This is a genomic window from Leisingera methylohalidivorans DSM 14336 (assembly GCF_000511355.1).
In the GTDB taxonomy this organism is placed as follows: Bacteria; Pseudomonadota; Alphaproteobacteria; order Rhodobacterales; family Rhodobacteraceae; genus Leisingera; species Leisingera methylohalidivorans.
In genome coordinates this window covers 436032-457622 of sequence record NC_023135.1, presented here as the reverse complement: position 1 = coordinate 457622, position 21591 = coordinate 436032, and the positions used below count along the sequence as shown (strand labels likewise).

The 21591-nt window shown below is 64.9% G+C and carries 26 protein-coding genes; 9 read left to right on the top strand and 17 right to left on the bottom strand.

The annotated features are described in order from the left end of the window. Nucleotides 1-37: 37 nt before the first annotated feature. Together METH_RS22500 and METH_RS02355 are read right to left on the bottom strand one after the other, a co-directional pair. Nucleotides 38-421, bottom strand: a complete 384-nt coding sequence (locus METH_RS22500; protein ID WP_024088798.1) for a YbjQ family protein — start codon at nucleotides 419-421, stop codon at nucleotides 38-40. 155 nt (nucleotides 422-576) lie between these two features. Then, nucleotides 577-1344 (bottom strand): AraC family transcriptional regulator, encoded by a 768-nt coding sequence (locus METH_RS02355; protein WP_052348654.1) that lies wholly within the window; start codon nucleotides 1342-1344, stop codon nucleotides 577-579. Between the two features lie 67 nt (nucleotides 1345-1411). Between METH_RS02355 and METH_RS02350 the strand changes: the two genes are divergently transcribed. Beyond that, nucleotides 1412-2014, top strand: a complete 603-nt coding sequence (locus METH_RS02350) for an MSMEG_1061 family FMN-dependent PPOX-type flavoprotein (protein ID WP_024088796.1) — start codon at nucleotides 1412-1414, stop codon at nucleotides 2012-2014. 73 nt (nucleotides 2015-2087) lie between these two features. Here the strand turns inward: METH_RS02350 and METH_RS02345 are convergent, their stop codons facing one another. From METH_RS02345 to pyk, 5 genes are all read right to left on the bottom strand, one after another. Continuing rightward, nucleotides 2088-2504 (bottom strand): VOC family protein, encoded by a 417-nt coding sequence (locus tag METH_RS02345; RefSeq protein ID WP_024088795.1) that lies wholly within the window; start codon nucleotides 2502-2504, stop codon nucleotides 2088-2090. Between the two features lie 179 nt (nucleotides 2505-2683). Continuing rightward, nucleotides 2684-3049: a 50S ribosomal protein L20 gene (gene rplT / locus METH_RS02340; protein ID WP_024088794.1), complete on the bottom strand. Its 366-nt coding sequence runs from the start codon at nucleotides 3047-3049 to the stop codon at nucleotides 2684-2686. Nucleotides 3050-3063: 14 nt separating this feature from the next. Beyond that, nucleotides 3064-3264 (bottom strand): 50S ribosomal protein L35, encoded by a 201-nt coding sequence (gene rpmI / locus METH_RS02335; RefSeq protein ID WP_014873788.1) that lies wholly within the window; start codon nucleotides 3262-3264, stop codon nucleotides 3064-3066. A 118-nt stretch (nucleotides 3265-3382) separates the two neighbouring features. Then, a complete protein-coding gene (locus METH_RS02330) occupies nucleotides 3383-3604 on the bottom strand; it encodes a hypothetical protein (protein ID WP_024088793.1) in 222 nt (73 codons plus the stop codon). A gap of 98 nt (nucleotides 3605-3702) precedes the next feature. Next, entirely contained in the window at nucleotides 3703-5148 is a 1446-nt protein-coding gene (pyk, locus tag METH_RS02325) for a pyruvate kinase (protein ID WP_024088792.1), read from the bottom strand. Between the two features lie 120 nt (nucleotides 5149-5268). Between pyk and METH_RS02320 the strand changes: the two genes are divergently transcribed. The 3 genes from METH_RS02320 (at nucleotide 5269) to METH_RS02310 (ending at nucleotide 6773) form a co-directional block, all read left to right on the top strand. Then, nucleotides 5269-6006 (top strand): N-formylglutamate amidohydrolase, encoded by a 738-nt coding sequence (locus METH_RS02320; protein WP_024088791.1) that lies wholly within the window; start codon nucleotides 5269-5271, stop codon nucleotides 6004-6006. Nucleotides 6007-6133: 127 nt separating this feature from the next. After that, entirely contained in the window at nucleotides 6134-6373 is a 240-nt protein-coding gene (locus tag METH_RS02315) for a DUF6868 family protein (RefSeq protein WP_024088790.1), read from the top strand. Nucleotides 6374-6458: 85 nt separating this feature from the next. Then, complete coding sequence (locus METH_RS02310) at nucleotides 6459-6773, top strand: DUF1244 domain-containing protein (RefSeq protein ID WP_024088789.1); 315 nt, start codon at nucleotides 6459-6461, stop codon at nucleotides 6771-6773. Between the two features lie 143 nt (nucleotides 6774-6916). Here METH_RS02310 and METH_RS02305 read toward each other — a convergent pair whose 3' ends face one another. The 5 genes from METH_RS02305 to METH_RS02285 all read right to left on the bottom strand — a co-directional run bounded on the left by METH_RS02305 (nucleotide 6917) and on the right by METH_RS02285 (nucleotide 11923). Then, nucleotides 6917-7153 carry a hypothetical protein gene (locus METH_RS02305; RefSeq protein WP_024088788.1) on the bottom strand — a complete coding sequence of 79 codons (237 nt, stop codon included), beginning with the start codon at nucleotides 7151-7153 and terminating at the stop codon, nucleotides 6917-6919. Nucleotides 7154-7485: 332 nt separating this feature from the next. Then, complete coding sequence (locus METH_RS02300; protein ID WP_024088787.1) at nucleotides 7486-8346, bottom strand: D-amino-acid transaminase; 861 nt, start codon at nucleotides 8344-8346, stop codon at nucleotides 7486-7488. A gap of 76 nt (nucleotides 8347-8422) precedes the next feature. Further along, nucleotides 8423-9388: an N-acetyl-D-Glu racemase DgcA gene (gene dgcA / locus METH_RS02295; RefSeq protein WP_024088786.1), complete on the bottom strand. Its 966-nt coding sequence runs from the start codon at nucleotides 9386-9388 to the stop codon at nucleotides 8423-8425. A 150-nt stretch (nucleotides 9389-9538) separates the two neighbouring features. Beyond that, nucleotides 9539-10540 carry an N-acetyltransferase DgcN gene (gene dgcN, locus METH_RS02290; RefSeq protein ID WP_024088785.1) on the bottom strand — a complete coding sequence of 334 codons (1002 nt, stop codon included), beginning with the start codon at nucleotides 10538-10540 and terminating at the stop codon, nucleotides 9539-9541. 114 nt (nucleotides 10541-10654) lie between these two features. Beyond that, nucleotides 10655-11923 (bottom strand): MFS transporter, encoded by a 1269-nt coding sequence (locus tag METH_RS02285; RefSeq protein WP_024088784.1) that lies wholly within the window; start codon nucleotides 11921-11923, stop codon nucleotides 10655-10657. A gap of 220 nt (nucleotides 11924-12143) precedes the next feature. Between METH_RS02285 and METH_RS02280 the strand changes: the two genes are divergently transcribed. Both METH_RS02280 and METH_RS02275 read left to right on the top strand, forming a co-directional pair. Next, a complete protein-coding gene (locus METH_RS02280) occupies nucleotides 12144-13103 on the top strand; it encodes an L-malyl-CoA/beta-methylmalyl-CoA lyase (protein WP_024088783.1) in 960 nt (319 codons plus the stop codon). Between the two features lie 66 nt (nucleotides 13104-13169). Further along, nucleotides 13170-13772 (top strand): hypothetical protein, encoded by a 603-nt coding sequence (locus METH_RS02275; RefSeq protein WP_024088782.1) that lies wholly within the window; start codon nucleotides 13170-13172, stop codon nucleotides 13770-13772. Between the two features lie 463 nt (nucleotides 13773-14235). Here METH_RS02275 and METH_RS02270 read toward each other — a convergent pair whose 3' ends face one another. Then, nucleotides 14236-14688, bottom strand: a complete 453-nt coding sequence (locus METH_RS02270; RefSeq protein ID WP_024088781.1) for an Lrp/AsnC family transcriptional regulator — start codon at nucleotides 14686-14688, stop codon at nucleotides 14236-14238. A gap of 73 nt (nucleotides 14689-14761) precedes the next feature. On the opposite strand from METH_RS02270, the gene METH_RS02265 reads away from it, so the two are divergent. Together METH_RS02265 and METH_RS02260 are read left to right on the top strand one after the other, a co-directional pair. After that, nucleotides 14762-15358, top strand: a complete 597-nt coding sequence (locus METH_RS02265; protein ID WP_024088780.1) for a LysE family translocator — start codon at nucleotides 14762-14764, stop codon at nucleotides 15356-15358. 289 nt (nucleotides 15359-15647) lie between these two features. After that, the gene (locus METH_RS02260) at nucleotides 15648-16610 is read left to right on the top strand and encodes an acetyl-CoA carboxylase carboxyltransferase subunit alpha (protein ID WP_024088778.1); all 963 of its coding nucleotides are present in this window, start codon (nucleotides 15648-15650) and stop codon (nucleotides 16608-16610) included. Between the two features lie 10 nt (nucleotides 16611-16620). Here METH_RS02260 and METH_RS02255 read toward each other — a convergent pair whose 3' ends face one another. Further along, nucleotides 16621-17034, bottom strand: coding sequence for a winged helix-turn-helix transcriptional regulator (locus tag METH_RS02255; RefSeq protein WP_024088777.1), 414 nt, complete (start codon nucleotides 17032-17034; stop codon nucleotides 16621-16623). 215 nt (nucleotides 17035-17249) lie between these two features. On the opposite strand from METH_RS02255, the gene METH_RS02245 reads away from it, so the two are divergent. After that, on the top strand, nucleotides 17250-17891 hold the full coding sequence (locus METH_RS02245; protein ID WP_044008305.1) for a YdhR family protein: 642 nt from the start codon (nucleotides 17250-17252) through the stop codon (nucleotides 17889-17891). 210 nt (nucleotides 17892-18101) lie between these two features. On the opposite strand, the gene METH_RS02240 is transcribed toward METH_RS02245, so the two are convergent. The 3 genes from METH_RS02240 to METH_RS02230 form a co-directional block, all read right to left on the bottom strand. Continuing rightward, nucleotides 18102-18755, bottom strand: coding sequence for a GntR family transcriptional regulator (locus METH_RS02240; RefSeq protein ID WP_024088776.1), 654 nt, complete (start codon nucleotides 18753-18755; stop codon nucleotides 18102-18104). A gap of 139 nt (nucleotides 18756-18894) precedes the next feature. Continuing rightward, nucleotides 18895-20727 (bottom strand): adenylate/guanylate cyclase domain-containing protein, encoded by a 1833-nt coding sequence (locus METH_RS02235; RefSeq protein WP_024088775.1) that lies wholly within the window; start codon nucleotides 20725-20727, stop codon nucleotides 18895-18897. Between the two features lie 85 nt (nucleotides 20728-20812). Beyond that, nucleotides 20813-21499: a M48 family metallopeptidase gene (locus tag METH_RS02230; protein ID WP_024088774.1), complete on the bottom strand. Its 687-nt coding sequence runs from the start codon at nucleotides 21497-21499 to the stop codon at nucleotides 20813-20815. Between the last annotated feature and the right edge of the window lie 92 nt (nucleotides 21500-21591).

Below are 21591 nucleotides of genomic sequence, written 5' to 3'. Positions count from 1 at the left end.
ATCAATGCAGCGGCATCCAGACGTTGCCGCCAGGCCGTCAGTAGCTCAACTTCACCGCAGTGCCGCTGGCGGCCCGGCAGCCCCAGCTGAGCGGGCAGATGACGACGTCGCCGATTTCTGTTTCGATCACCGCGTCTGCCCCCAGCTTTGCCGCCTCAATACGCAGTTTCTGCTCCGCGTCCGCAACAGTCGGCGCCGGGTGGAAGGCGGTTGGCTTGCCCACTGACGTTTTCAGCGGGCCAAGCACCTGAAAATTTCCGCCATTGATGCTTGCACCACGCGCAAGCGTGATCTGGTCAACCGGGGTGGATGCGGCCTGCGCGGCCGCCTGCGACTGCCGTTCCAGCTGCGACGGATAACTGAATTCGTCGCCGCATGCAGCCAAGGCCAGCAAGGGCAACAAAAGGACAGTCTTGTTCATGGTGTAACTCCGAAGATTTCAAGCCCGGCAGCCTGGATCCGGAACCCGGCCTGTAAAAGCCAGTATGCGCAAGGATCGCACCAGCGCACGCACAGGAAAAGCCGCCCGCGCCCGTATCCCGCAAAAGCTGTGCGAATGCAATGGCCGGTTTGGCCTTACACCCGCCGCCGCATCATCGCCTGCAGCGCATAGCGGCTGGCATAGCCAAGATCGCGTGCAACCTGCTCCATCGCCGCGCCCCGCGCTTGCGCCCGCAAGGCAATCTGGCAGCGCAGCCGCTCCCGCCACTGGCCGAAGCTGCGGCCGGTCTGCCGCTGAAACGCCCGGGTGAAGGAACGGCGGCTCATCCCTGCCAGCGCCGCCCAATGGTCAATTGTCCGCGCACTTCCCGGATCCGCCATCAGCGCATCGCACACCCGGCGCAGCCGCGCGTCCGGCGGGTACGGCAGCGCCAGCGGCGTGTCTGGCGCCGCCCCCAGTTCGATCAGGATCAGCTGGCTCAGGTGATGCGCCCGGGGCGGCAGCGGCCAGGGATTGCCCATTGCGCACAGCGCCGCAATCAGCCCCGCCAGCAGCCCGGAGACCGTTACCGCACGGCAAGCCGCCATCGCCCCGGCGCCGGTTTCCGCCGGATCGATATACAAGGATTGCAGCTGCACCTCTCCCACCATCCGGATCTCGTGCAGCATGGCCGCAGGCACGATCAGACCTGTGCCCGCAGGCACCGCCCAGCTGGTGCCATCGGCCTTGGCCATCATCAGCCCGGCAACGGCATAGACCAGCTGATGGCGCGGGTGGTCATGCCAGGCGGAGACATAGCCATCCCGGTACGTCCGGGCATAAGATGCCACCCCATGCGGCAGCGTTTGCACCGCATCGGACGAGGACCAGCCCCGCCTCCGGATATCATCTGTTTGGCCCATTTGAGCAAAAACTGGCCCCAATGCGCCAAAAGGGCAAGCTACATTGCCTGCAAAAGGAGGCCCGGGCATGCAGAAAATCACCAGCACTGAAACCCTTGAACAGATCTACGGCGCCGCCGCGCCGCGGTCCCTGACCAAGGTCGCCACCCGGCTGACACCGCTGTACCGGGAGTGGATAGCTGCCTCCCGCTTTCTGGTGCTGTCCACCGTCGGCGCTGAGGGCACCGATGCCAGCCCGCGCGGCGATGACGGCCCGGTGGTGCATATCGCGGATCAGCGGACCCTCTGGCTGCCGGACTGGCGCGGCAACAACCGGCTCGATTCGCTGCGCAACATCGTGCGCGACAGCCGTGTCAGCCTGATGTTCATGGTGCATGGCAGCACCAATGTGGTGCGGGTCAATGGCTCCGCCTTCCTGACAGCGGACAGCTCCGCCCGCGCTGCGTTTGAGCGCAAGACCCTGCGGCCCGCGACGGTGGCGGTGATCACCCTCGAAGAACTGTACTTTCAATGCGCCAAGGCAATCCTGCGCTCCCGCCTGTGGGATGCGGACGCCGGGCGCCCTGCGCTGCCCACCGCGGGGCAGTTCCTGCAGGAGCAGGAGGCGGAGCTCGAGGCCGAAGCCTATGATGCGGGATACGCGGAATACGCCAAGTCCCGGATGTGGTGAGGGGCGGTTTTCCGCAGGTCAGCCCGGCCTTCCGCGCCGCGGCGGCGGGCATCCTCCGCCGATGCAGCCTGCGCTAGCCGCTGCGCCCCGGTTCCTTCGGGTTGCAGGAGAAAAGCGCGATCTTATTGCCTTGAGGGTCGCGCAGGTAGCCCACATAAAAGCGGGGGCCGTAAGAGGCGCGGAAACCAGGGCGACCCTCGTCGGAACCGCCTGCGGCAAGCGCGGCGGCATGAAGGTCGCGAACCTGCTTTTGATTGCGTGCCTCAAAGGCGACCATGGACCCGTTGCCGGCCGATGCCGGACGCCCATCGAAGGCTGGCTTGACGTAAAAATCCGGCAGAACGGGTGACTGGCCCGGCTCAGCAGGCAAGGCGTAGCTGAGCCCCTCAGGCCCCTCTTTCAATGCGTAGCCAAGGGCCGGCAGCAGCGCGGAGTAAAACCGCTTTGCACGCGCGATGTCATCTGCACCAACGGTGACATAGGCAATCATGCTTGGCGTCTCTTTCCAGACATTTGACCATTCAGCCGGGATTACTGCATGCCTGGGACGCCGGCACAAGATGCGCGCCCCTGCCAGCCGCCAGGGGCAAACCCCAGGCCCGCCCCGGCGCAGCAAAAAAGGCCGCCCCCGATGGAGCGGCCTTTCCTGAATTCCGATCGTCTGGCGGCTTAGGCGGCCAGCGCGTCCTGTGCCTGGCGCACGATGGCACCAAAGGCTTCGGGCTCATGCACGGCCAGGTCGGCCAGAACCTTACGGTCCACTTCGATGCCGGCCAGGGTCAGGCCGTTGATGAAGCGGGAATAGGTCAGCGCTTCGTCATGCGAACGGACAGCAGCGTTGATCCGCTGGATCCACAGCGCGCGGAAGTTGCGCTTGCGGTTCTTGCGGTCGCGGGTTGCATACTGGTTCGCCTTGTCGACGGCCTGACGGGCGACCTTGAAGGTATTCTTGCGGCGGCCGTAGTAACCTTTGGCTGCCTTGATGACCTTCTTGTGACGGGCGTGAGTGACGGTACCACCTTTAACGCGGGACATATCTCAATCTCCTCTTAGCGGTCGTAGGGCATGAAGCCCTTGACGATCTTTGCGTCGGGTGCCGACAGGGTGGTGGTGCCGCGGGCGTCGCGGATGAACTTGCGGGTCCGTTTGATCATGCCGTGGCGCTTGCCGGCCTGACCTGCCAGGACCTTGCCGGTCGCGGTCACCTTAAAGCGCTTTTTGGCGCTCGACTTTGTCTTCATCTTGGGCATTTCCGTCTCCTTCAATGCGGGTTCGCTAGACGCGCGACTCGGCATGCCTAAGAAAGGCCGGCCACGCGGAACAGAGCTGCCCAATACGCAATGCCTGCCGGATGGGCAAGCCGATTCTCTACAGAAGACGTCCCAGTACCCGGAAAAACGCATCCGGGATCTCGTCCACGCGGTAGCCGCCGGGCTTCATCAGCACCGCATAGGTGATCAGGCCGATGGCAATCAGAATGGCCGCCGCGGAGGCCCGCGGCGGCCGCTGTTCGCTGAAGGCCGACAGAACCGACGGCACCGAAAACCCGGCAATCGCCAGCCCCGCAATCAGCGGCAGATCAGTTCCCATAAACCCCGTCCCCCGTCACAACCTGACACAGGGAAATGGTAGGCCTAGGGGCGGCGCTTTCAAATCGGGCTGCCGCCCGGCAGGCAAGCAGCCTGCCGTTATTCCGGATCGGTGCTGTAAATCAATCGCTCATCGCAGGGGGCAATGCGCAGGATGTTGGTGGTGCCCGGCACGTTGAAGGGCACCCCGGCAGTGACCACGATCTGGTCCGTGTCGCCGGCGTAGCCGCCGGCGCGCGCCGCCCGCGCCGCGTTCACCACAGCGCCTTTGAAGCGGTCCAGCTCCGGCGTCATCACGCATTTGCACCCCCAGCTGAGGCACAGCCGCCGCGCCGTGGCGCTGACCGGAGTCATGGCGATGATCGGCACGCCGGGGCGTTCGCGCGCGGTCAGCAGCGCGGTGGTGCCGGACTGGGTGAAACAGCAGATCGCCTTGATCTCGGTCTTCTCGGCAATCTCGCGCGCCGCCGCCACAATGCCATCGGCCACGGTGGTGCCCTTGGCCGAACGCGAGGCGGCGATGATCTGGGTATAGGTGGGGTCTGCCTCGACCTCGATCGCGACCTTGTTCATGGTCTGCACGGCTTCGATCGGATACTGGCCGGCCGCGCTTTCGGCACTCAGCATGATCGCGTCGGTGCCTTCATAGATGGCGGTCGCCACGTCCGAGACTTCGGCGCGGGTCGGCATCGGGCTTTCGATCATGCTTTCCAGCATCTGGGTCGCCACGATCACCGGCTTGGCCGCTGCCCGGCACTTGCGCACCAGCCGCTTCTGGATCGGCGGCACCGCCGCCACCGGCAGCTCCACCCCAAGGTCGCCGCGCGCCACCATGATCCCGTCCGAGGCATCCAGGATGGCCTCGAAATCCTCCACCGCCTGCGGTTTTTCGATCTTTGACAGCACCGCGGCGCGGCCGTCGGCCAGCTGGCGGGCCTCAAACACGTCCTTGGCGCGCTGCACGAAGGACAGCGCCAGCCAGTCAACGCCAAGATCGCAGACAAACTCCAGATCCGCGCGGTCCTTCTCCGACAGCGCCGCCAGCGGCAGCACCACGTCGGGCACGTTCACGCCCTTGCGGTTCGAAATGGTGCCGCCGGTCTCCACCACGCAATCGGCGAAATCCGGACCGCAGTCCGCGACCGCCAGACGGATCTTGCCGTCATTGACCAAGAGATGCGCGCCCGGCTCCAGCGCCTGGAAAATCTCGGGATGCGGCAGGCACACCCGGTTCACGTCGCCCTCGGCCTCGTCCAGATCAAGACGGAACCTGGCGCCTTCCACCAGATCTTCGGCACCATTGGCAAAGACACCCACCCGCAGTTTCGGCCCCTGAAGGTCAGCCAGGATCGCGATCGGGCTGTCCAGATCCTGCTCCACCTGGCGGATGATCCGGTGCTTTTCGGCAATCTCCGGGTGGCTGCCGTGCGACATGTTCAGCCGGAACACGTCGGCGCCGGCTTCATGCAGGGCGCGGATGGTTTCATAGGTTTCCGAAGCCGGCCCCAGGGTGGCGACAATCTTCACATTGCGCGAGCGTTTCATAGGGGTCTTCTCCTCCGGACCTGAAATATGTTACCGCAAACAGCGTTCAGGGTGCTTATCCCCCAATTCCCATTCTGCCGCAACTCCCGTAAACAGCTTGCGGCAAAACATATCAGGCTCATGACATACACACCCTATTTTGTTCACGGTGCAGACCGCCCCGCCCGCTGGCTGATCACCTGCGACCATGCAACCAATCATGTGCCGGAGTTTGCCGGCGGCGGCGATCTGGGCCTGCCGCGTGCGGATATGGAGCGCCACATCGCATATGACGTCGGCGCCTACGAGGTGGCCAAGCTGCTGGGCGGGATGCTGGACGCGCCGGTGGTGGCCTCGAATTTCTCCCGCCTGGTGATCGACCCCAACCGCGGCGAGGATGACCCGACGCTTCTGATGAAGCTTTACGACGGCACCATCATCCCGGCCAACCGCCACGCCGGCGCGGCCGAGCTGACCGAGCGGCTGGAGAAGTGCTACCGCCCGTACCACCGCGCCCTGGCCCGGCTGGCCGAACGCCCCGGCACGGTGATCGTTTCGATCCACAGCTTCACCCGCCAGCTGCGCGGGCGGGAACCGCGTCCTTGGGAGATCGGCATCCTGTTTCCCGAAGGCGAGCGGTTTTCACCCTTCGTGATCGAAGAACTGAAGCGCGAGGATGCGTTCTGCACCGGCGTCAATCAGCCCTACACCGGCCACCTGCCCGGCGACGCGATCGAGACCCACGCCACCAAACCCGGACGCCCCAACACGCTGGTTGAGCTTAGAAACGACCTGATCGCCGAACACAGCGGCCAGCACGCCTGGGCCGGGCATCTGGCCCGCATCCTGCCCAGGGCGCTGGACGCCTCCGGCCTCTGATCCGGCCGGATAATCGATTTTTCCTGGCCGTTTCCGGCACCGGCAAACGGCTGCCGCCATTGCGCGCGCAGCCGCGCCTCCCCATATCTGTTAGGGAAACGCGGGCGATACCGGGAAAGGATCCCTCATGACACAGGACACCCTCTCTGCCTTCTTCGGCTGGCTGACCGTTCTGCATCTCGGCCTGTTCACGCTCTCTGCCGTTCTGATGCTGCTGATGCAGGACTGGGCGGCCAGTCTGCACGCCCGCATGTTCGGACTGGCGCCTGCGGATGTCAGCCTAACCATCTACCGCTGGCTTGGGACCTATAAGATCCTGATCCTGACAACGGCACTGGGGCCTTGGGCCGCGCTGCAGCTGATCTGATCCCCTGCCCGGTGCCATTGCCCGCCTCCGCCCCGGCTGCTAGGCCTTGCCGCAGACCCGCAGAACGAACCGAAGGAGTCCAGCCATGGACAAGCAAACCGAGATTGAAATCCAGGCCGCCGCCTTCCGCCGCTTGCAAAAGCACCTGATGGAAGACCGCACCGATGTGCAGAACATCGACCTGATGAACATGGCCGGTTTCTGCCGCAACTGCCTGGCGCGCTGGTACCAGGAGGCGGCCAACGAGCGCGGCATCGACATGGACAAGACCGCCGCGCGCGAGGCCTATTACGGCATGACCATGGCCGAGTGGAAAGCCGGCTACCAGACCGAGGCCGGTCCGGAGAAACAGGCGGAATTCGAGGTCTCGTTCAAGGAAAACGTGGCGGGCAAGCAATAGGCTGGTCAGCAGGCCTGTTCCGGCGCCTGCGGGCGGGGATGCGGTTTTGCAGCCGAAGAACGGCGGTGAATACCGCCGCCCCGCCCAACACACGGCTTACAGCCTTCGGAGTACCGGCTGCCGCCCCGGCAGAGCAGTGAAACCTAGCCGCGGAACCGGCCAAGCAACCGGGCCGCAAGCGAGCTTTTGATTGCACGCTCCGACGCCTGGCCATTGCCCGCGAACCAGCCGCGCTTGGCCGCCGCCTGCGCGATCTCCGGGTCAATCGACACTTCGGTTGTCAGGATCCTGCGCACGGATGCCAGGATCTCGGCCTCGCCGCCCGCGGCTGACGGGCCTTCCGCAACTGCTGCAAACTCCGGCTGAAAGGTCTGGTCCATGGGGCAACTCCCTAACGTGAAACTCTGGCAAACACCCGGTCATCCGGGCTCGCGTCCTATGTCTTCACCCTATCCTATTTCGTCCGGAACCGGCCCATTTTGTGTAAAATTAGTTAAAATCCTGCCGTGAAAGACCCTATGCGGGGACATTCCTGCGCCTCACGCGCAACTGTTGACTGACAGGCGTCAATGACGGCCAATTCTCATCGAAACATCGCGTAGTGACGGCCTCACGATGCTGCCGCGAAGCAGAAAGGCCGCCCCAACGGGACGGCCTTCATCATCAATCCGGGCATCATCAGCCCCGGCATCATCAATCGGGGCTGTGCGCCTCAAACCGCTTTCTTGCGGCTTTCCTCCAGGTAGATCTCGCGCAGGCGCTTGGCGATCGGGCCGGGGGTGCCATCGCCCAGGGCCACACCGTCGATCTCCACCACCGGCATCACAAAGGCGCTGGCAGAAGTGGTAAAGGCCTCATCCGCCGCCTTCGCCTCGTCGATGGTGAACAGGCGCTCCTCGATTTCCATCTGCGCTTCTTCCGCCAGGCGCAGAACAGCGGCGCGGGTGATCCCGTGCAGGATGTCATTGGACAGCGGCCGGGTCACGATCTTGCCGTTCTTCACATAGTAGGCGTTGTTCGAGGTGCCTTCGGTCACATAGCCGTCCTCGATCAGCCAGGCATCGTCGCAGCCCGCCTTCTTGGCCATCATCTTGCCCATCGACGGATACAGCAATTGCACCGTCTTGATGTCGCGGCGGCCCCAGCGGATGTCCTCGATCGAGATGATCTTGGCGCCCTTCGCGGCAGCCGGGCTGTCGGCCAGGCCGGGCTTGTTCTGGGTGAACAGCACCAGGCTCGGCGGGGTGTCTTCGGACGGGAACACGAAATCCCGGTCGCCGTCGGAGCCGCGGGAAACCTGCAGATACACCAGGCCTTCCTCAATGCCGTTCAGCTCCACCAGTTTGCGGTGGATTTCCAGCAGCTCCTCCTTGGAGCAGGGCGAGGCCATGTCCAGCTCTTTCAGCGAGCGGTCGAGACGCACGGCGTGGCCTTCAAAATCGATCAGCTTGCCATCCAGAACCGAAGTCACCTCATAAACCGCATCGGCAAACAGGAAGCCGCGGTCGAAGATCGAAACCTTGGCCTCACCCTCGGGCAGGTATTCGCCATTCACATAAACGGTACGGGTCATGTTATCTTCCTTATGTCTCCGGGCTCCGCCCGTTCCTCATTGAAAACGATCCCCCGGATCGTTTCCCAGGCTTTCGTCACCCCCACAGGGCAGCTTTCGGGGGGTGGACCCCTTCGGCATCAAACAACAATGGTTCCTCGCGGTCTTCGGCCAGAAGCAGCGGCCCGTCAAGATCCGTAACCGCCGCACCCTGCGCCACAAGCGTCGCCGGCGCCATCGCCAGCGAGGAACCGACCATGCAGCCGACCATCACCTGATAGCCCTCGGCCAAAGCCTGTTCACGCAATTTCAGCGCCTCGGTCAGACCGCCGGTCTTGTCCAGCTTGATGTTGACCACGTCGTATTTACCCTTGAGCTTCGGCAGGCTGGTGCGGTCATGGCAGCTCTCGTCGGCGCAGACCGGCACCGGGCGGTCCATGCCGATCAACGCGGCGTCTTCACCCGCAGGCAGCGGCTGTTCCACCAGTTCCACGCCCAGCCGCAGCAGATGCGGTGCCAGCTCGGCGTAAACTCCGGCCGACCAGCCCTCGTTGGCGTCAATGATGATCCTGGCATCGGGGGCGCCGGCGCGCACCGCTTCCAGCCGGGGCATGTCATCGGGGGTGCCCAGCTTGATCTTCAGCAGCGGGCGGAACGCATTTTCAGCCGCCTGCGCCTGCATCTTTTCAGGCGTGTCGAGCGACAGCGTATAGGCGGTGATTTCCGGCCCCGGCGCGTCCAGACCCGCCAGTTCCCAGACCCGTTTTCCGGCCTGCTTGGCCTCCAGATCCCACAACGCGCAGTCCACCGCGTTGCGGGCGGCGCCGGCGGGCAGCAGCGACTGCAGCTCTTCTCGGGTGAAATCAGCGGGCAGCCCCTCGATCTCGGCGGTCACGCTGTCCAGCGTTTCATTATAGCGGGCATAAGGCACGCATTCGCCCCAGCCGGTGGCGCCGTCCTTCTGCACCCGCACGGTCAGCACCTTGGCCTCGGTGCGCGAGCCGCGCGAGATAGTGAAGACCTGCGCCAGTTTGAAGACGTCCGGGGTGACGGTGATGTTCATGAAACTGCCCTTTCCACCGGTTCCCCGCAGCGCGCGGCGAACCTCAGCCGGATGCCCGGAAAACCCGGCTCCGGCGCTTTCATCTGTTCAAAAATACTCCCGCCGGAGGCAGCTGCTTACGCAGCAGGCACCTCCGGCGGGGCTGTTAGATCAGACCGCGGCCAGCGCATCCACCAGGCGGCCTGCACCGTGGCGGTACGGGTCGACGGCGGGCAGGCCCATCCGTTCTTCAACTTCTGCCAGATACTTGACCGCCTCGTCCTCGGTCAGGTGCTGGGTGTTCACCGAGATGCCGACAACCTTGCAGGCCGGGTTGGCGCGCTGTGCCAGCGGCAGGGCCACGGCTTTCAGCTCTTCCAGGCTTGGCACGTCATACTCCGGCAGGCCGCGCATATGGGTGCGGGTCGGCTCGTGGCACAGGATCAGCGCATCCGGCTGGCCGCCGTGCACCAGCGCCATGGTGACGCCCGAATAGGAGACGTGGAACAGCGAGCCCTGGCCCTCGATCAGGTCCCAGTGGTCTTCATCATTGTCCGGGGTCAGATACTCGATGGAGCCCGCCATGAAGTCGGCAATGACCGCGTCCAGCGGCACGCCGTGGCCGGTGATCAGAATGCCGGTCTGGCCGGTGGCGCGGAAGGTCGACTTCATGCCGCGCTCTTGCATTACGGCATCCATCGCCAGGGCGGTGTACATCTTGCCGACCGAGCAATCGGTGCCAACGGCCAGGCAGCGCTTGCCCTTGCGCTTGACGCCATTGGCGATCGGGTAGCCGACAGTGGGGACGCGCACATCGTGCAGGGTACCGCCATAGGTCTGTGCTGCCGCCACCAGGTCGCCTTCGTCGCGCAGCAGGTTATGCAGGCCCGAAGCGATGTCATAGCCCATTTCCAGAGCCGCGATCAGCACCTCTTTCCACGCCGGAGAAATCACCCCGCCGCGGTTGGCGACGCCGATCACCAGCGTCTTGGCGCCGGCGTCCCTGGCCTCGGCCAGGGTCATCTCGGTCAGGCCCAGGTCGGCACCGCAGCCCGGCAGGCTGATCTGGCCGACGGCGTGGTCCGGGCGCCAGTCGCGGATGCCGATGGCAACTTTGGCGGCCAGCATGTCAGGCGCGTCGCCCAGAAACAGCAGATAAGGGGTCTCGATCATCGCGCTCATCCTTCGAGTTAAATCGTTCACGCTAAAATCGGGCTAATTTCGCGCAAAGTCCTCTCGAAATCGCGCAGGAAACCCGCTTTAGGTCGGCTTTCTTCGAATAAATCACTAAACACTCGAATATTCTTCTCTTCCACCGCGGCTAACAGACGTTTCCTCCTCCGCCCATGATTCCGCCTGCAGCACGCCCGGCTGCGCCACACCGATCACACCCATGGCCTGGAATTCGCCAGTGTCCTCCGGCGCCCCGGAGGTCGCGCGCCGCGCAATGGCGATCAGCGCAACGGTCACCCCGACCCCGATCAGCAGATATTGCAGCCCCCGCCCGTCCGCCAGGCTGATCATGTTCGGCCCGATCAGAATGCCGAAAAACTGCCCCAGCTGCAGCAGGAACGCCATGGTGCCGCTGGCCGGAACCACCTGGCCCGGCTGCAGCTGGTCGTTGGCGTGCGCCGCCAGGATCGAATAGATCGGCAGCGTGGTTGCCGCGATGACGGAAAACCCGACCACAATGCGCGAGGGCGCCGTGTCCACCGCCATCCACAGCGCCACCAGCGCCGAAATGCCGGACAGCGCAATCACCACATAACGCCGGTCGGTGCGGTCCGACAGCCAGCCCACCGGGTATTGCATCAGTGCTGCGGCGATCAGCGCAATCACCAGCGCGCCCGAGGCCTGCGCCTCGCTGAAGCCGTTCTGCAGCGCATAAAGCGGCAGGCTGATGTACCAGGCCACCACGCCCGCCCCCATGATGACGATGCCCAGAACCGTCATCGGCGAGACTATGTACAGCCGCGTCACCGGCATCCGGTCCGGCGCCGAGTAATCCGGCGCCCTGATATTCGACAGCAACAGCGGCACAATGGCCACCGACAGCAGGATCGAGGTGACCCCGAACAGCAGGTTGCCGCTGGGATCCGGCAGGCCGACCATTGCAGTGCCCAGCGCCGGCCCCGCCGTCTGGATGATGAAATAGACCGACAGCACCTGCGCCCGGATCCGGTTCTCCGACTTGGCGTTGAGCCAGCTTTCGGTGATCACATAAAGGCCCGGAAAACAGAAGCCCGCCAGCAGCCGCATCGCTGCCCAGCTGACCGGATCCGAGGTCAGCAGATGGGCAATCGCCGCAACCGAGACCATCGACGCCAGCGCCGAAAACACCCGGATATGGCCGACCTTCTCGATCAGCAGCGGGGTCAGCATTGTTCCTGCCAGCGCCCCCAGCGGGTAGCAGGACTGCATGACGGAAATCTCAAGGTCCGTGAACCCCAGCGTCGAGCCGCGGATCGTCAGCAGCGTGACCAGCAGCCCGTTGCCGACCATCAGCAGCAGCATGCCCAGGAACAGGGCCCAGTTGTCGATCAATGCGCGTTTCATGTCACTCCTTTTCCGCACGGATCGGCGCCCGTGTCTTTTCCTGCGCAGTGCAGCATGGCGGCGGCAGCTTCGCGCAGGTTTGCGACGGAAAAGGCGCAAACGGGATTGCCGCAACGCGGCGTTTCTTGCCGCAAGTGCAAAATCCACTTGCAAGACAGCGCGCAATTTAATAACCCGATGGGCGAAAATTCTGCAATTTCCTTACCCAGGGGGTTTCCGCATGTCCTTCCGCATCCAGCCCGCCGCACCGGCGCGCCCCAATCGCTGCCAGCTGTTCGGCCCCGGCTCCAAGGTGAAACTGTTTGAGAAGATGGCGGCTTCGGCGGCTGATGTGATCAATCTTGATCTTGAGGATTCAGTGGCCCCCTCCGACAAGGATCAGGCCCGCGCCAATGTGATCGAGGCGATCAACAGCGTCGACTGGGGCAGCAAGTATCTGTCGGTGCGGATCAACGGGCTCGACACCCCCTATTGGTACCGCGATGTGGTGGACATTCTGGAGCAGGCCGGCGACCGCCTGGATCAGATCATGATCCCCAAGGTCGGCTGCGCCGAGGACGTGTACGCGGTGGATGCGCTGGTCACCGCGATCGAGCGCGCCAAGGGCCGGACCAAGCCGGTGTCCTTTGAAGTGATCATAGAGTCGGCGGCAGGCATTGCCCATGCCGAGGAGATCGCCAAATCCTCGCCCCGGCTGCAGGCGATGAGCCTGGGGGCAGCGGATTTCGCCGCTTCGATGGGGATGCAGACCACCGGCATCGGCGGGACGCAGGAAAACTACTATATGATCCGCGACGGCGAAAAGCACTGGTCCGACCCCTGGCACTGGGCCCAGGCTGCAATTGTCGCCGCCTGCCGCACCCATGGCATCCTGCCGGTTGACGGGCCGTTCGGCGATTTCTCGGACGAGGACGGCTATATCGCCCAGGCGAAACGGTCTGCGACCTTGGGCATGGTCGGCAAATGGGCGATCCATCCCAGCCAGATCGCGCTGGCCAATCAGGTCTTCACCCCTTCGGAGGAGGCTGTGGCGGAAGCCCGCGAGATCCTGGCCGCGATGGCAGAGGCCAAGGCCTCGGGCGCCGGCGCGACCGTCTACAAGGGCCGTCTTGTCGATATCGCCTCGATCAAGCAGGCTGAGGTGATTGTCGCCCAGGCCGAACTGATTGCGAACAGCTGACGCCGGTTCGCATAGACAGAGTGCAAGGGCGTCCCGATGGGGCGCCTTTTCCGTATGGAGGGTTTGATGGCAGATTTGACCTTGCTGCATACCGCAGACGCGCTTGCGAGGACGTTCCGGGCGCTGGCCCCCGAAGCGGATCTGAATCAGCAAGTGCGCAGCGATTGGCTGGCCCGGGCCCGGGACGGCATTGGCGCCGACCTGAGGGCGGAGATAGCGGCGGCCATCAGCGCGGCTGACGGCCCGGTGCTGTGCACCTGCACCACCCTGGGCCCGGTTGCAGAGGAGGCAGGCGCCATCCGCATCGACTGGCCGATGATGCAGGAAGCGGCGCGGATTGGCGGGCCGGTGCTGATGGCCTATTGCCTGGACAGCACGGCGGCCCCTTCAGAGGCGCTGCTGCGGCGCGCCTTTGGCGGGCGTGATCCGCACCTGACCCCGTTATCTCTGGCGCAGCACTGGCCGCTGTTTGAAACCGGCGCCGGCACGGCGTTTTCTGCGGCTATAGCCGAAAGCATCGAAGGGGCGCTGAAGGATGGCGCGTTTGGCTGCGCTGTGCTGGCGCAGGCCTCGATGGCCGGGGCGGCAGCGGTGCTGCGGGCGCAGACGCAGGTGCCGGTGCTGGCCTCGCCGGAGATCGCCATGCGGGTTTTGCTGCCCCCCCGGTAGAACGGCTGCCCCGGCCCATGGGGTCTGCCCGGCCAGGGCCCCTGCCCTGCCGGTTGCTCATCTGTTCCAGATCATGTTCCCAGTGCCGTTTTGCAGTGCCATTTCCCAGTGCCATTTCCCAGTGCCGTCTCAACTGGCAGTTAAGGATTGGCGGCGCCGCCAATAAGGCGGAGGCGGACGGGCGTATCCGCCCGCATGCTAAACGTTGTCTCTGCATGACCCCGCTGCCAGGCGGGAGCCCTGTTCCATATCTGCCGGAGAGCCAAGCCCCGGCGGGTGATCGCGACCGGGTGCAAGATTGCCTCGGGCGGTTTAAGATCAGGTGAGGGCAGCGTACGCCGGATGCGCAACACCCGCCGCCGCGCGCCTGCGGCCTCCGAAGTGAGGTGAGTATTTGAGGAAAGATGAAAGTCTGCCTCGCTTCATCTTCCTCCAAATGCTCAAAAGTCCAGCCGCGCCGCCGTCACGCCCGCAGATCCTTGGGCGAGCCCATCACCACATAGGTGGTGATCCCGGTCACATAGGGCGAGGTGCCCAGAATGTCGGTGTGGAACCGTTTGTAGCTGGGCAGATCGGCGCATTCGACGCGCAGCAGGTATTCGATGGTGCCGGTGATATTGTGGCATTCGACCACCTCGGGCGCGGATTGCATGGCGCGTTCAAAAGCTTCCTGCGCGTCCTTGGTGTGTTCGCCCAGGCCGACGCCGATATAGGTGGCAAATCCCACCCCCAGCTTCTGCCGGTCCAGCACCGCGCGGTAGCCGGTGATGACGCCCGAGCGTTCCAGCTCCTGCACCCGGCGCAGACAGGCAGAGGGCGACAGGCCGACCCGCTCGGCCAGTTCCAGATTGCTGATCCGGCCGTCGCGGGTGAGTTCCTGCAATATACGCTGGTTTATCTGATCATTCTTCGCCATTGGTTGCGAAAATACACATCAGGCGCTGCAAAACGCAATTTCATTTGGCGAAAACTGCGCAAGTTTCCTGCCCATGACATATGAACTCCTCTTTGCACTGGCCGCCTTTGCCTTCGGCACCGTCTTCACCCCCGGCCCCAACAATCTGATGCTGATGGCGTCGGGCGCGAACTATGGCTTTCAGCGCACGGTCCCGCATCTCCTGGGCGTGGCGATCGGCTTTCCGCTGATGATCCTGCTGGTCGGTGTGGGCGTGATGCAGCTGTTCGAGGCTTTTCCGCCGCTCACCACGGTCATGAGGGCGCTATCGGTTGTCTACATGCTGTGGCTGGCCTGGAAGGTCGCAAATGCCGCCCCGCCCGTGGACAGCGCGGCAGAGGGGCGGCCGCTGACCTTTGTTCAGGCCTGCGCCTTTCAGTGGGTGAACCCCAAGGCCTGGGCGATGGCGCTGGGGGCGATCACGCTCTATGCAGCCAGCCGCGACCTGAGCGCGATCCTGTGGGTGTCGGGCACCTATCTGCTGATCGGGTGCTTCTCGGCCTCGACCTGGACCATGCTCGGCCAGCAGCTGCGGCGGCTGCTGACGCGGCCTGCGCAGCTGCGGGCGTTCAACTGGACCATGGCGGCGGTGCTGGTGGCGTCCTTGGCGGCGATTCTGCTGCAGGCGTAGGGCGACCTTAACGGCAGGCGGATTCTGCTCAGCGAATTCTCGGGCGCAATTTGCCGCGGATTGTTGCGGCCGGCCTCCTCCGTCCCTTCGGGCAGCGTGCCGCCGGTGCGGCCGTGTTTACAGGCCGGAACCCGCGGTCTCCGGTCTTTGCAACCGGCGGCCATCGGCGGTGCTTCCGTTGCTTTCGCGGCCGGTCCCTGATGCCATGGCAGCAGATCGCAAATCTTGCTGAGTTGCATCTTGCGGCGCAGAAGGCCATATAGCTGCAAACCCGCTGAGCAGAGGCGATATGACCCAGTATCTGGAATTCGAAAAACCGCTGGCCGAAATCGAAGGCAAGGCGGAGGAGCTGCGGGCGCTGGCGCGCGCGAATGAGGAAATGAACGTGGCGGATGAGGCCGCGGCGCTGGACGCCAAGGCGGCGCAGCTGCTGAAGGACCTCTATAAGGAGCTGACGCCCTGGCGCAAATGCCAGGTGGCACGGCACCCCGAACGCCCCCATTGCCAGGATTACATCAAGGCGCTGTTCACCGAGTACACGCCGCTGGCAGGCGACCGCAACTTTGCCGACGATCTGGCAGTGATGGGCGGGCTTGCCCGGTTCAACGACCAGCCGGTGGTGGTGATCGGCCATGAGAAGGGCAGCGACACCAAATCGCGGATTGAGCGCAATTTCGGCATGGCCCGGCCCGAAGGCTACCGCAAGGCAATCCGCCTGATGGAGATGGCCAGCCGGTTCAAACTGCCGGTGATCACCCTGGTGGACACCGCCGGCGCCTATCCCGGCAAAGGCGCCGAGGAGCGCGGCCAGTCTGAAGCCATCGCGCGTTCGACCGAGATGTGCCTGAAAATCGGCGTGCCGCTGATTTCAGTCATCATCGGCGAGGGCGGCTCCGGCGGCGCGGTGGCCTTTGCCAGTGCCAACCGGGTGGCGATGCTGGAGCATTCGGTCTATTCGGTGATCAGCCCCGAAGGCTGCGCCTCGATCCTGTGGAAAGATGCCGAAAAGATGCGCGAAGCAGCGGAAGCGCTGCGCCTGACCGCGCAGGACCTGCACAAGCTGGGCGTCAATGACCGGATCATCCCGGAACCGCTGGGCGGCGCGCATCGCGATGCCAAGGCAGCGATGGCCTCGGTCAGCGGCGCAATCCAGGAGATGCTGGACGAACTGTCCGGCAAGGATGCCGCTGAGCTGATCAACGACCGGCGCCAGAAATTCCTGGACATCGGCTCCAAGGGGCTGGCAGCGTAACGCCAGGCGCTTAAGGCAGCTCGCCTGCGCGGATCCGGGCAACAACGCCGTCCCGGTCCGCCTGCACTTTGTCACTGAAGCCGGTCATTGCATGGCCGGCTTTGTTGTATCTTGCGCTCCACAGGGCGATATCTGCCAGTACCGGGGCCAGATCCCGGCCCTTTTGCGTGAGTGCGTAGATGTAGCTGCGGCCGTTTTCCGGGTCCTTGCTTTTGCTCAGAATCCCGGCCTCCTCCAGTTGCTTGAGGCGCTGCGCCAGGATGTTGGTCGAGATCCCCTCCCAGCCGTTTTGAAGCTCGCCGTAGGTGCGCGCGCCTTTGACGGCCATGTCGCGGATCACCAGAAGGCTCCAGCGGTCGCCGAAGATATCAAGGGCATAGGCCACCGGGCAACCGGACTCATATTTGCTGTGCTTTTCAGTCATGCACTCTTGATAATTTTTTCACTTGCAAAATGCAAGCTTACATGGAAACTTCAAAACACTTGCAAAATGCAAGCTATTAAACCGGAGCCAACATGACACTGAACCGACCCCGCGCGGGTTCCCGCGCACCTTCCCGGATGTCCCGCCGCCAACTGCTGGCGGCCTCTGCCGGGGCGCTGCTGCTGCCTTCCCTTGCCAAAACACAGGAAACTGCCATGACCCCGAAAGCCTTTGTCTATACCGAAGTTGCCATCTCTGTGCCGTTCGACCAGGTGCCGCTGCAGGAGATCAACGCCGCGATCCGGAAGCAGCCGGGCTTTTTGAACAAGACCTGGCTGTCCGGCCACGGCAACAACTCAATCGGCGGCTTTTATGCCTTTGACAGTATTGAGAATGCCCGCAAATTTGTGACCGGCTATTTCCCGGGCGAGCCGCGCAGCTTTGGCGTGGCGCACAACACGCGGGTATTTGACGCCGAAGCTACCGCCGCGGCCAGCCGCGATATGGGTGCGGTGTATTACAACAGCGGGGCTGCGGCGCCGGGTGCGTTTGTGTACACCGAACTGCAACTGGCGGTGCCGTTTGAAGAGGCCCCCTGGAAAGCGCGCAACGCGGCGCTGAAAACGCTGCCGGGGCTGCAGAACAAGGTTTGGCTAAGCGGACTGCAGACCCAGACTCTGGGCGGGTTCGACGCCTTTGACAGCCTGGACAATGCACTGGATTTTGCGCTGAACCTGTTCCCGGAAACTGCGGCAGAACTGGGCTGCGCCTTTTACACAAGGGTCTTTGATGCCTCGGCCACCGAGGCGGCCAGCAAGGCAATGAATTCGCCCTATTACACCGGCAGCGAAGCCTGACCAGGCGCGCTGAACCTTAAGAGCGCAGGCAGCGGACCCCTCCCGCGCCCGCCCATCGCCGGCTGGCGCCACCGGCGCTGGCGGCCTTGGGCGTGGCCCGGCGCCAAGGCGCCGGGCCACGCCCAACTGTGAGGGCAATTCTGAAAATTGACCGGAACAGGCGGGAGCCTCGCCGCTGCCGCTTATGGCGGCCGGGTCCGCTGTGCGGGTTTACCCGGCCAGAAGCCGCAGGCCTTGGGTCACATCCGAGCGCACCGCCAGACGCAAGCCCGGTTCGTCCCCAGCCTTCAGCGCCGCGATGATCAGGCGGTGGTTCTGCGGCGGATCGGTGCGGCGCAGCCGGCCGTAAAGCGCCCGCATGGTGGGGCCCAGCTGCAGCCAGACGGTCTCGGCCATCGCCAGCATGGCCGGCGCCTGGGCGCGCAGATACAGGGTGCGGTGGAATTCCAGATTGGTGCGGATATAGCCGACCGCGTCGCGTTTGGTGACCATCTCGGCCACCGTCCCGTTGATCATCTGCAGCCGGTCGATCAGGGCCATATGCGCGCGCGGCAAGGCGCGGCTGGACAGTTCCACCTCCAGGAGTGCGCGCAGGGCGGCCAGCTCTTCGATCCGCTCGTTGGTAAGCTCCGTCGTCGACACCCGCCCCGAAGAGGACAGAAACAGCGCGCCCTCGGCGGCCAGCCGCCGGACAGCCTCGCGCGCGGGGGTCATCGAGACGCCGAATTCGCGGCCGATGCCGCGCAGCGTCAGCGCTGCGCCGGGGGTGATTTCACCATGCATGATACGGGTCCGCAAAGCGCGGTAAACGCGGTCGTGGGCCGGGGCGGCAGCGTCCTGGGGAGAGCGGGCAGTCAGGTTCATCCCCTCAAGTGATCACAAATTGCGCCGCGGTCAAGCGGATAGATCCGCGCGTGTGATCACGGCCAGCGGAAACGGGCCGCAGATCACGGGCCGCAGGTCCGGGGCAGCAGGTCACGGGCCGCAGGTCCGGGGCAGCAGGTCACGGGCGGCCAGGCAGCCCTGCCAGGCTGAACCCGGTGCGCAGGCGCTGCCGGGCGCTGCCGGGTCCGGCGCCGGCACCGTAGGGAAAGGCGCCCGCGGCCTGATCCAGGGTCAGCCCTGCGGCCAGCAGCTGCGCGCAGGCGCTGCCGGCTTCGTCAAACCGGCCCAGCGTGGCCAGCCCCGCGCAAAGCACCGCCTGGGCCAGCTGCGCCCGGGGTTCCAGCGCCAGCGCCGCACCGGCAGTGTCAACGGCTGCCCCCACTTGCCCGGCATCAAACAGCATCGACGCGCGCAGGCTGTGGTACAGCGCAGGCGGCACCGGATTGAGCCGCAAAGCAGTGGCATAGGCGTCCTCGGCGGCGGCGCCCTGCCCCTCCGCCTGCAAGAGCCAGGCCCGCAGCAGATGGCCATCTGCATCGTTCGGGAAAGAGCGCTTCAACGCCTGCGCATGGGTCAAGGCGGTGTCCGGTGCGCCGCCGAACTGCGCCGCAAGGGCGCGGATGCGCAAGGTTCCGGGTGTTTCTGGCAGCCCTTCGAGCAACTGTGCCGCCTTGGCCGCGCGCTGCGGCAGGCGGGCCAGCGGGCCGGTCAGAAAATCCAGGTCAAGCTCAGCCTGCAGCACCCTTGCCTCTGCCAGTCCGGGGACCAGCTGCAAAGCCTGTTCCACGGCCAGCCTGGCCTCGTGCTGCCGGCCGGCCGCCAGTTCACTGCGGGCTGCCAGCAGCTGCATCAGCGCCTGATCCGGTACTGCCGCCGCCGCGGCCTCAGGCACCGGCTGGCTGAAGGAGCTGAGAATATCTGCCGCCACGGCAGATGCCAGCCCGGACAGGCTGGATTGCGGGCGGGGCGGCAGGGCTGCCTGCCCGGACGGGCTGCGGATGTCCAGCCGGATCCCCTGCAACGGAGCGGCAGGCAGGTGGCCGCTGACCAGGAACTCTGTTCCCAGCAGTTTCGCCGCCTGGTCCGGCGGCAGACCAGCCGCGGCGCCGCTGCTGGCCGGCGCCACCACTGCCAGGCCCGGCACCGCGGCAAGCGCGCGGATCACCTCGCCGGTGACCGCCTGAGCCAGTTCGGGAGATGCCGAGGCCGCCGTGAAAGGCAGCACGGCAACCAGCGGCCGCGCCTGCTCAGCCCCGCTGGACGTCTGCCACGCCCCTTGCAGACCCGGCATGCCCGCGGCCCACCAGCCGCCGCCCGCCGCAGCCAGGACCGTTAACGCAGCCAGCGCCAGCCACACAGGCCGCCCTGCCCGCCGGCGCGGTGACGAAACTGCCCCGACCGCTTTTTCTGGTGCGGCGGCCGGGTGCAGACTGGGCAGCGAGGTCAGCTCGTCGCCGAGCACATAGACCTGCACAGGCGCGGGAATGTTCTTGACCTCATGCAGGCCCAGGTCCTCGAACGCATAAGGAATGCGGCCCCGCACCTGGCCGTATGCTTCTGCCGACAGGGCCACCCCGCCAACCGGTGCCAAAGCCTCCAGCCGGGCCGCGATATTGACGTCATCGCCATAAATATCGCCCTGGGCAATCAGCACCTCGCCCAGGGTGATGCCGATCCGAAGCTGGAGATGGCGGTTGCGGGCGGCGGCGGCCTGGATCCCGGCTGCCGCCTCCACCGCCGAGATCACGCTGGGGAAGATCGCCAGCACCCCGTCGCCCATCAGCTTGATGATCCGGCCCTCATGGCTGCGGATCACCGGGGCAATCAGGCTTTGCTGCTGCGCCAGAACCTGGTTCAGCGTGCCGGTCTCATCTTCGGCCATCAGCCGGCTGAAGCCAGAGACATCCAGCACAAAAATGGCGGCAAGGCGTCGTTGCGGTTTGTCTGACACGGGCTAGCCTCAAGAACCGGGAAAACTGGAAACAGGTACCTGCCAACAGCTTAGCCCGCTCATCCGCGGGGTCAAAGCCTTGCCGCTATTCGCCGAACCGGTAACGGTGCAGGCCGGCGCCGTTTTCGCGCAGCCAGGCCCGCGGCGCCTCGTATTGGCCATAAAGGCGTTCAACCACCGCCCAGAATGCTGCCGAATGGTTCATCTCCTGCAGATGCGCCACCTCATGGGCGGCGACATAGCGCAGCACTGCGGGCGGCGCCAGGATCAGCCGCCAGGAATACATCAGCCCGCCGTCGGCGGTGCAGGACCCCCAGCGCGACCGGGTATCGCGCAAGGTCAGACGGCTGTAGCTCTTGCCCAGCCGGGCGGCATAGAAATCCGACGCCTCGGCCAGCCGGTTGCGCGCCAGCTCCTTCAGATAGCGCTGCAAGACCCGTCCCGGATTGTCCCCCGGCACCGCAATGCGGCCCGCATCCAGCTGGATGCGCCGCCCCGGCGCGCGTTCAACCACCCGGTTCTGGCCATCGACCGGCAGCACTGTGCCGAACCCCGCCTCCACCGTTTCGGGATGCTTTTCCAGATGCGACCGGATCCAGTCCGCCTTCTCCTCGGCAAAGGCGAGTGCGGCCCGTTCCGGCAGGCTTTTGGGCAGTGTCAGCGTCACCCGCCCGTCCAGCGAAGAGATCCGCAGGCTGATCCGCCGCGCCCGCGCCGACCGCCGCAAAATCAGCGGCACCGGCGGGTCTCCGGGCAGGTGATGTGTGGCCATGCGCGCGCCCCTTTCCGGCAAAGGCTTTGACAGTCCCCCCCTCATATGGCAAGGCACCGGAATCGTCGATACGACTCACCAGTAAATCAAGG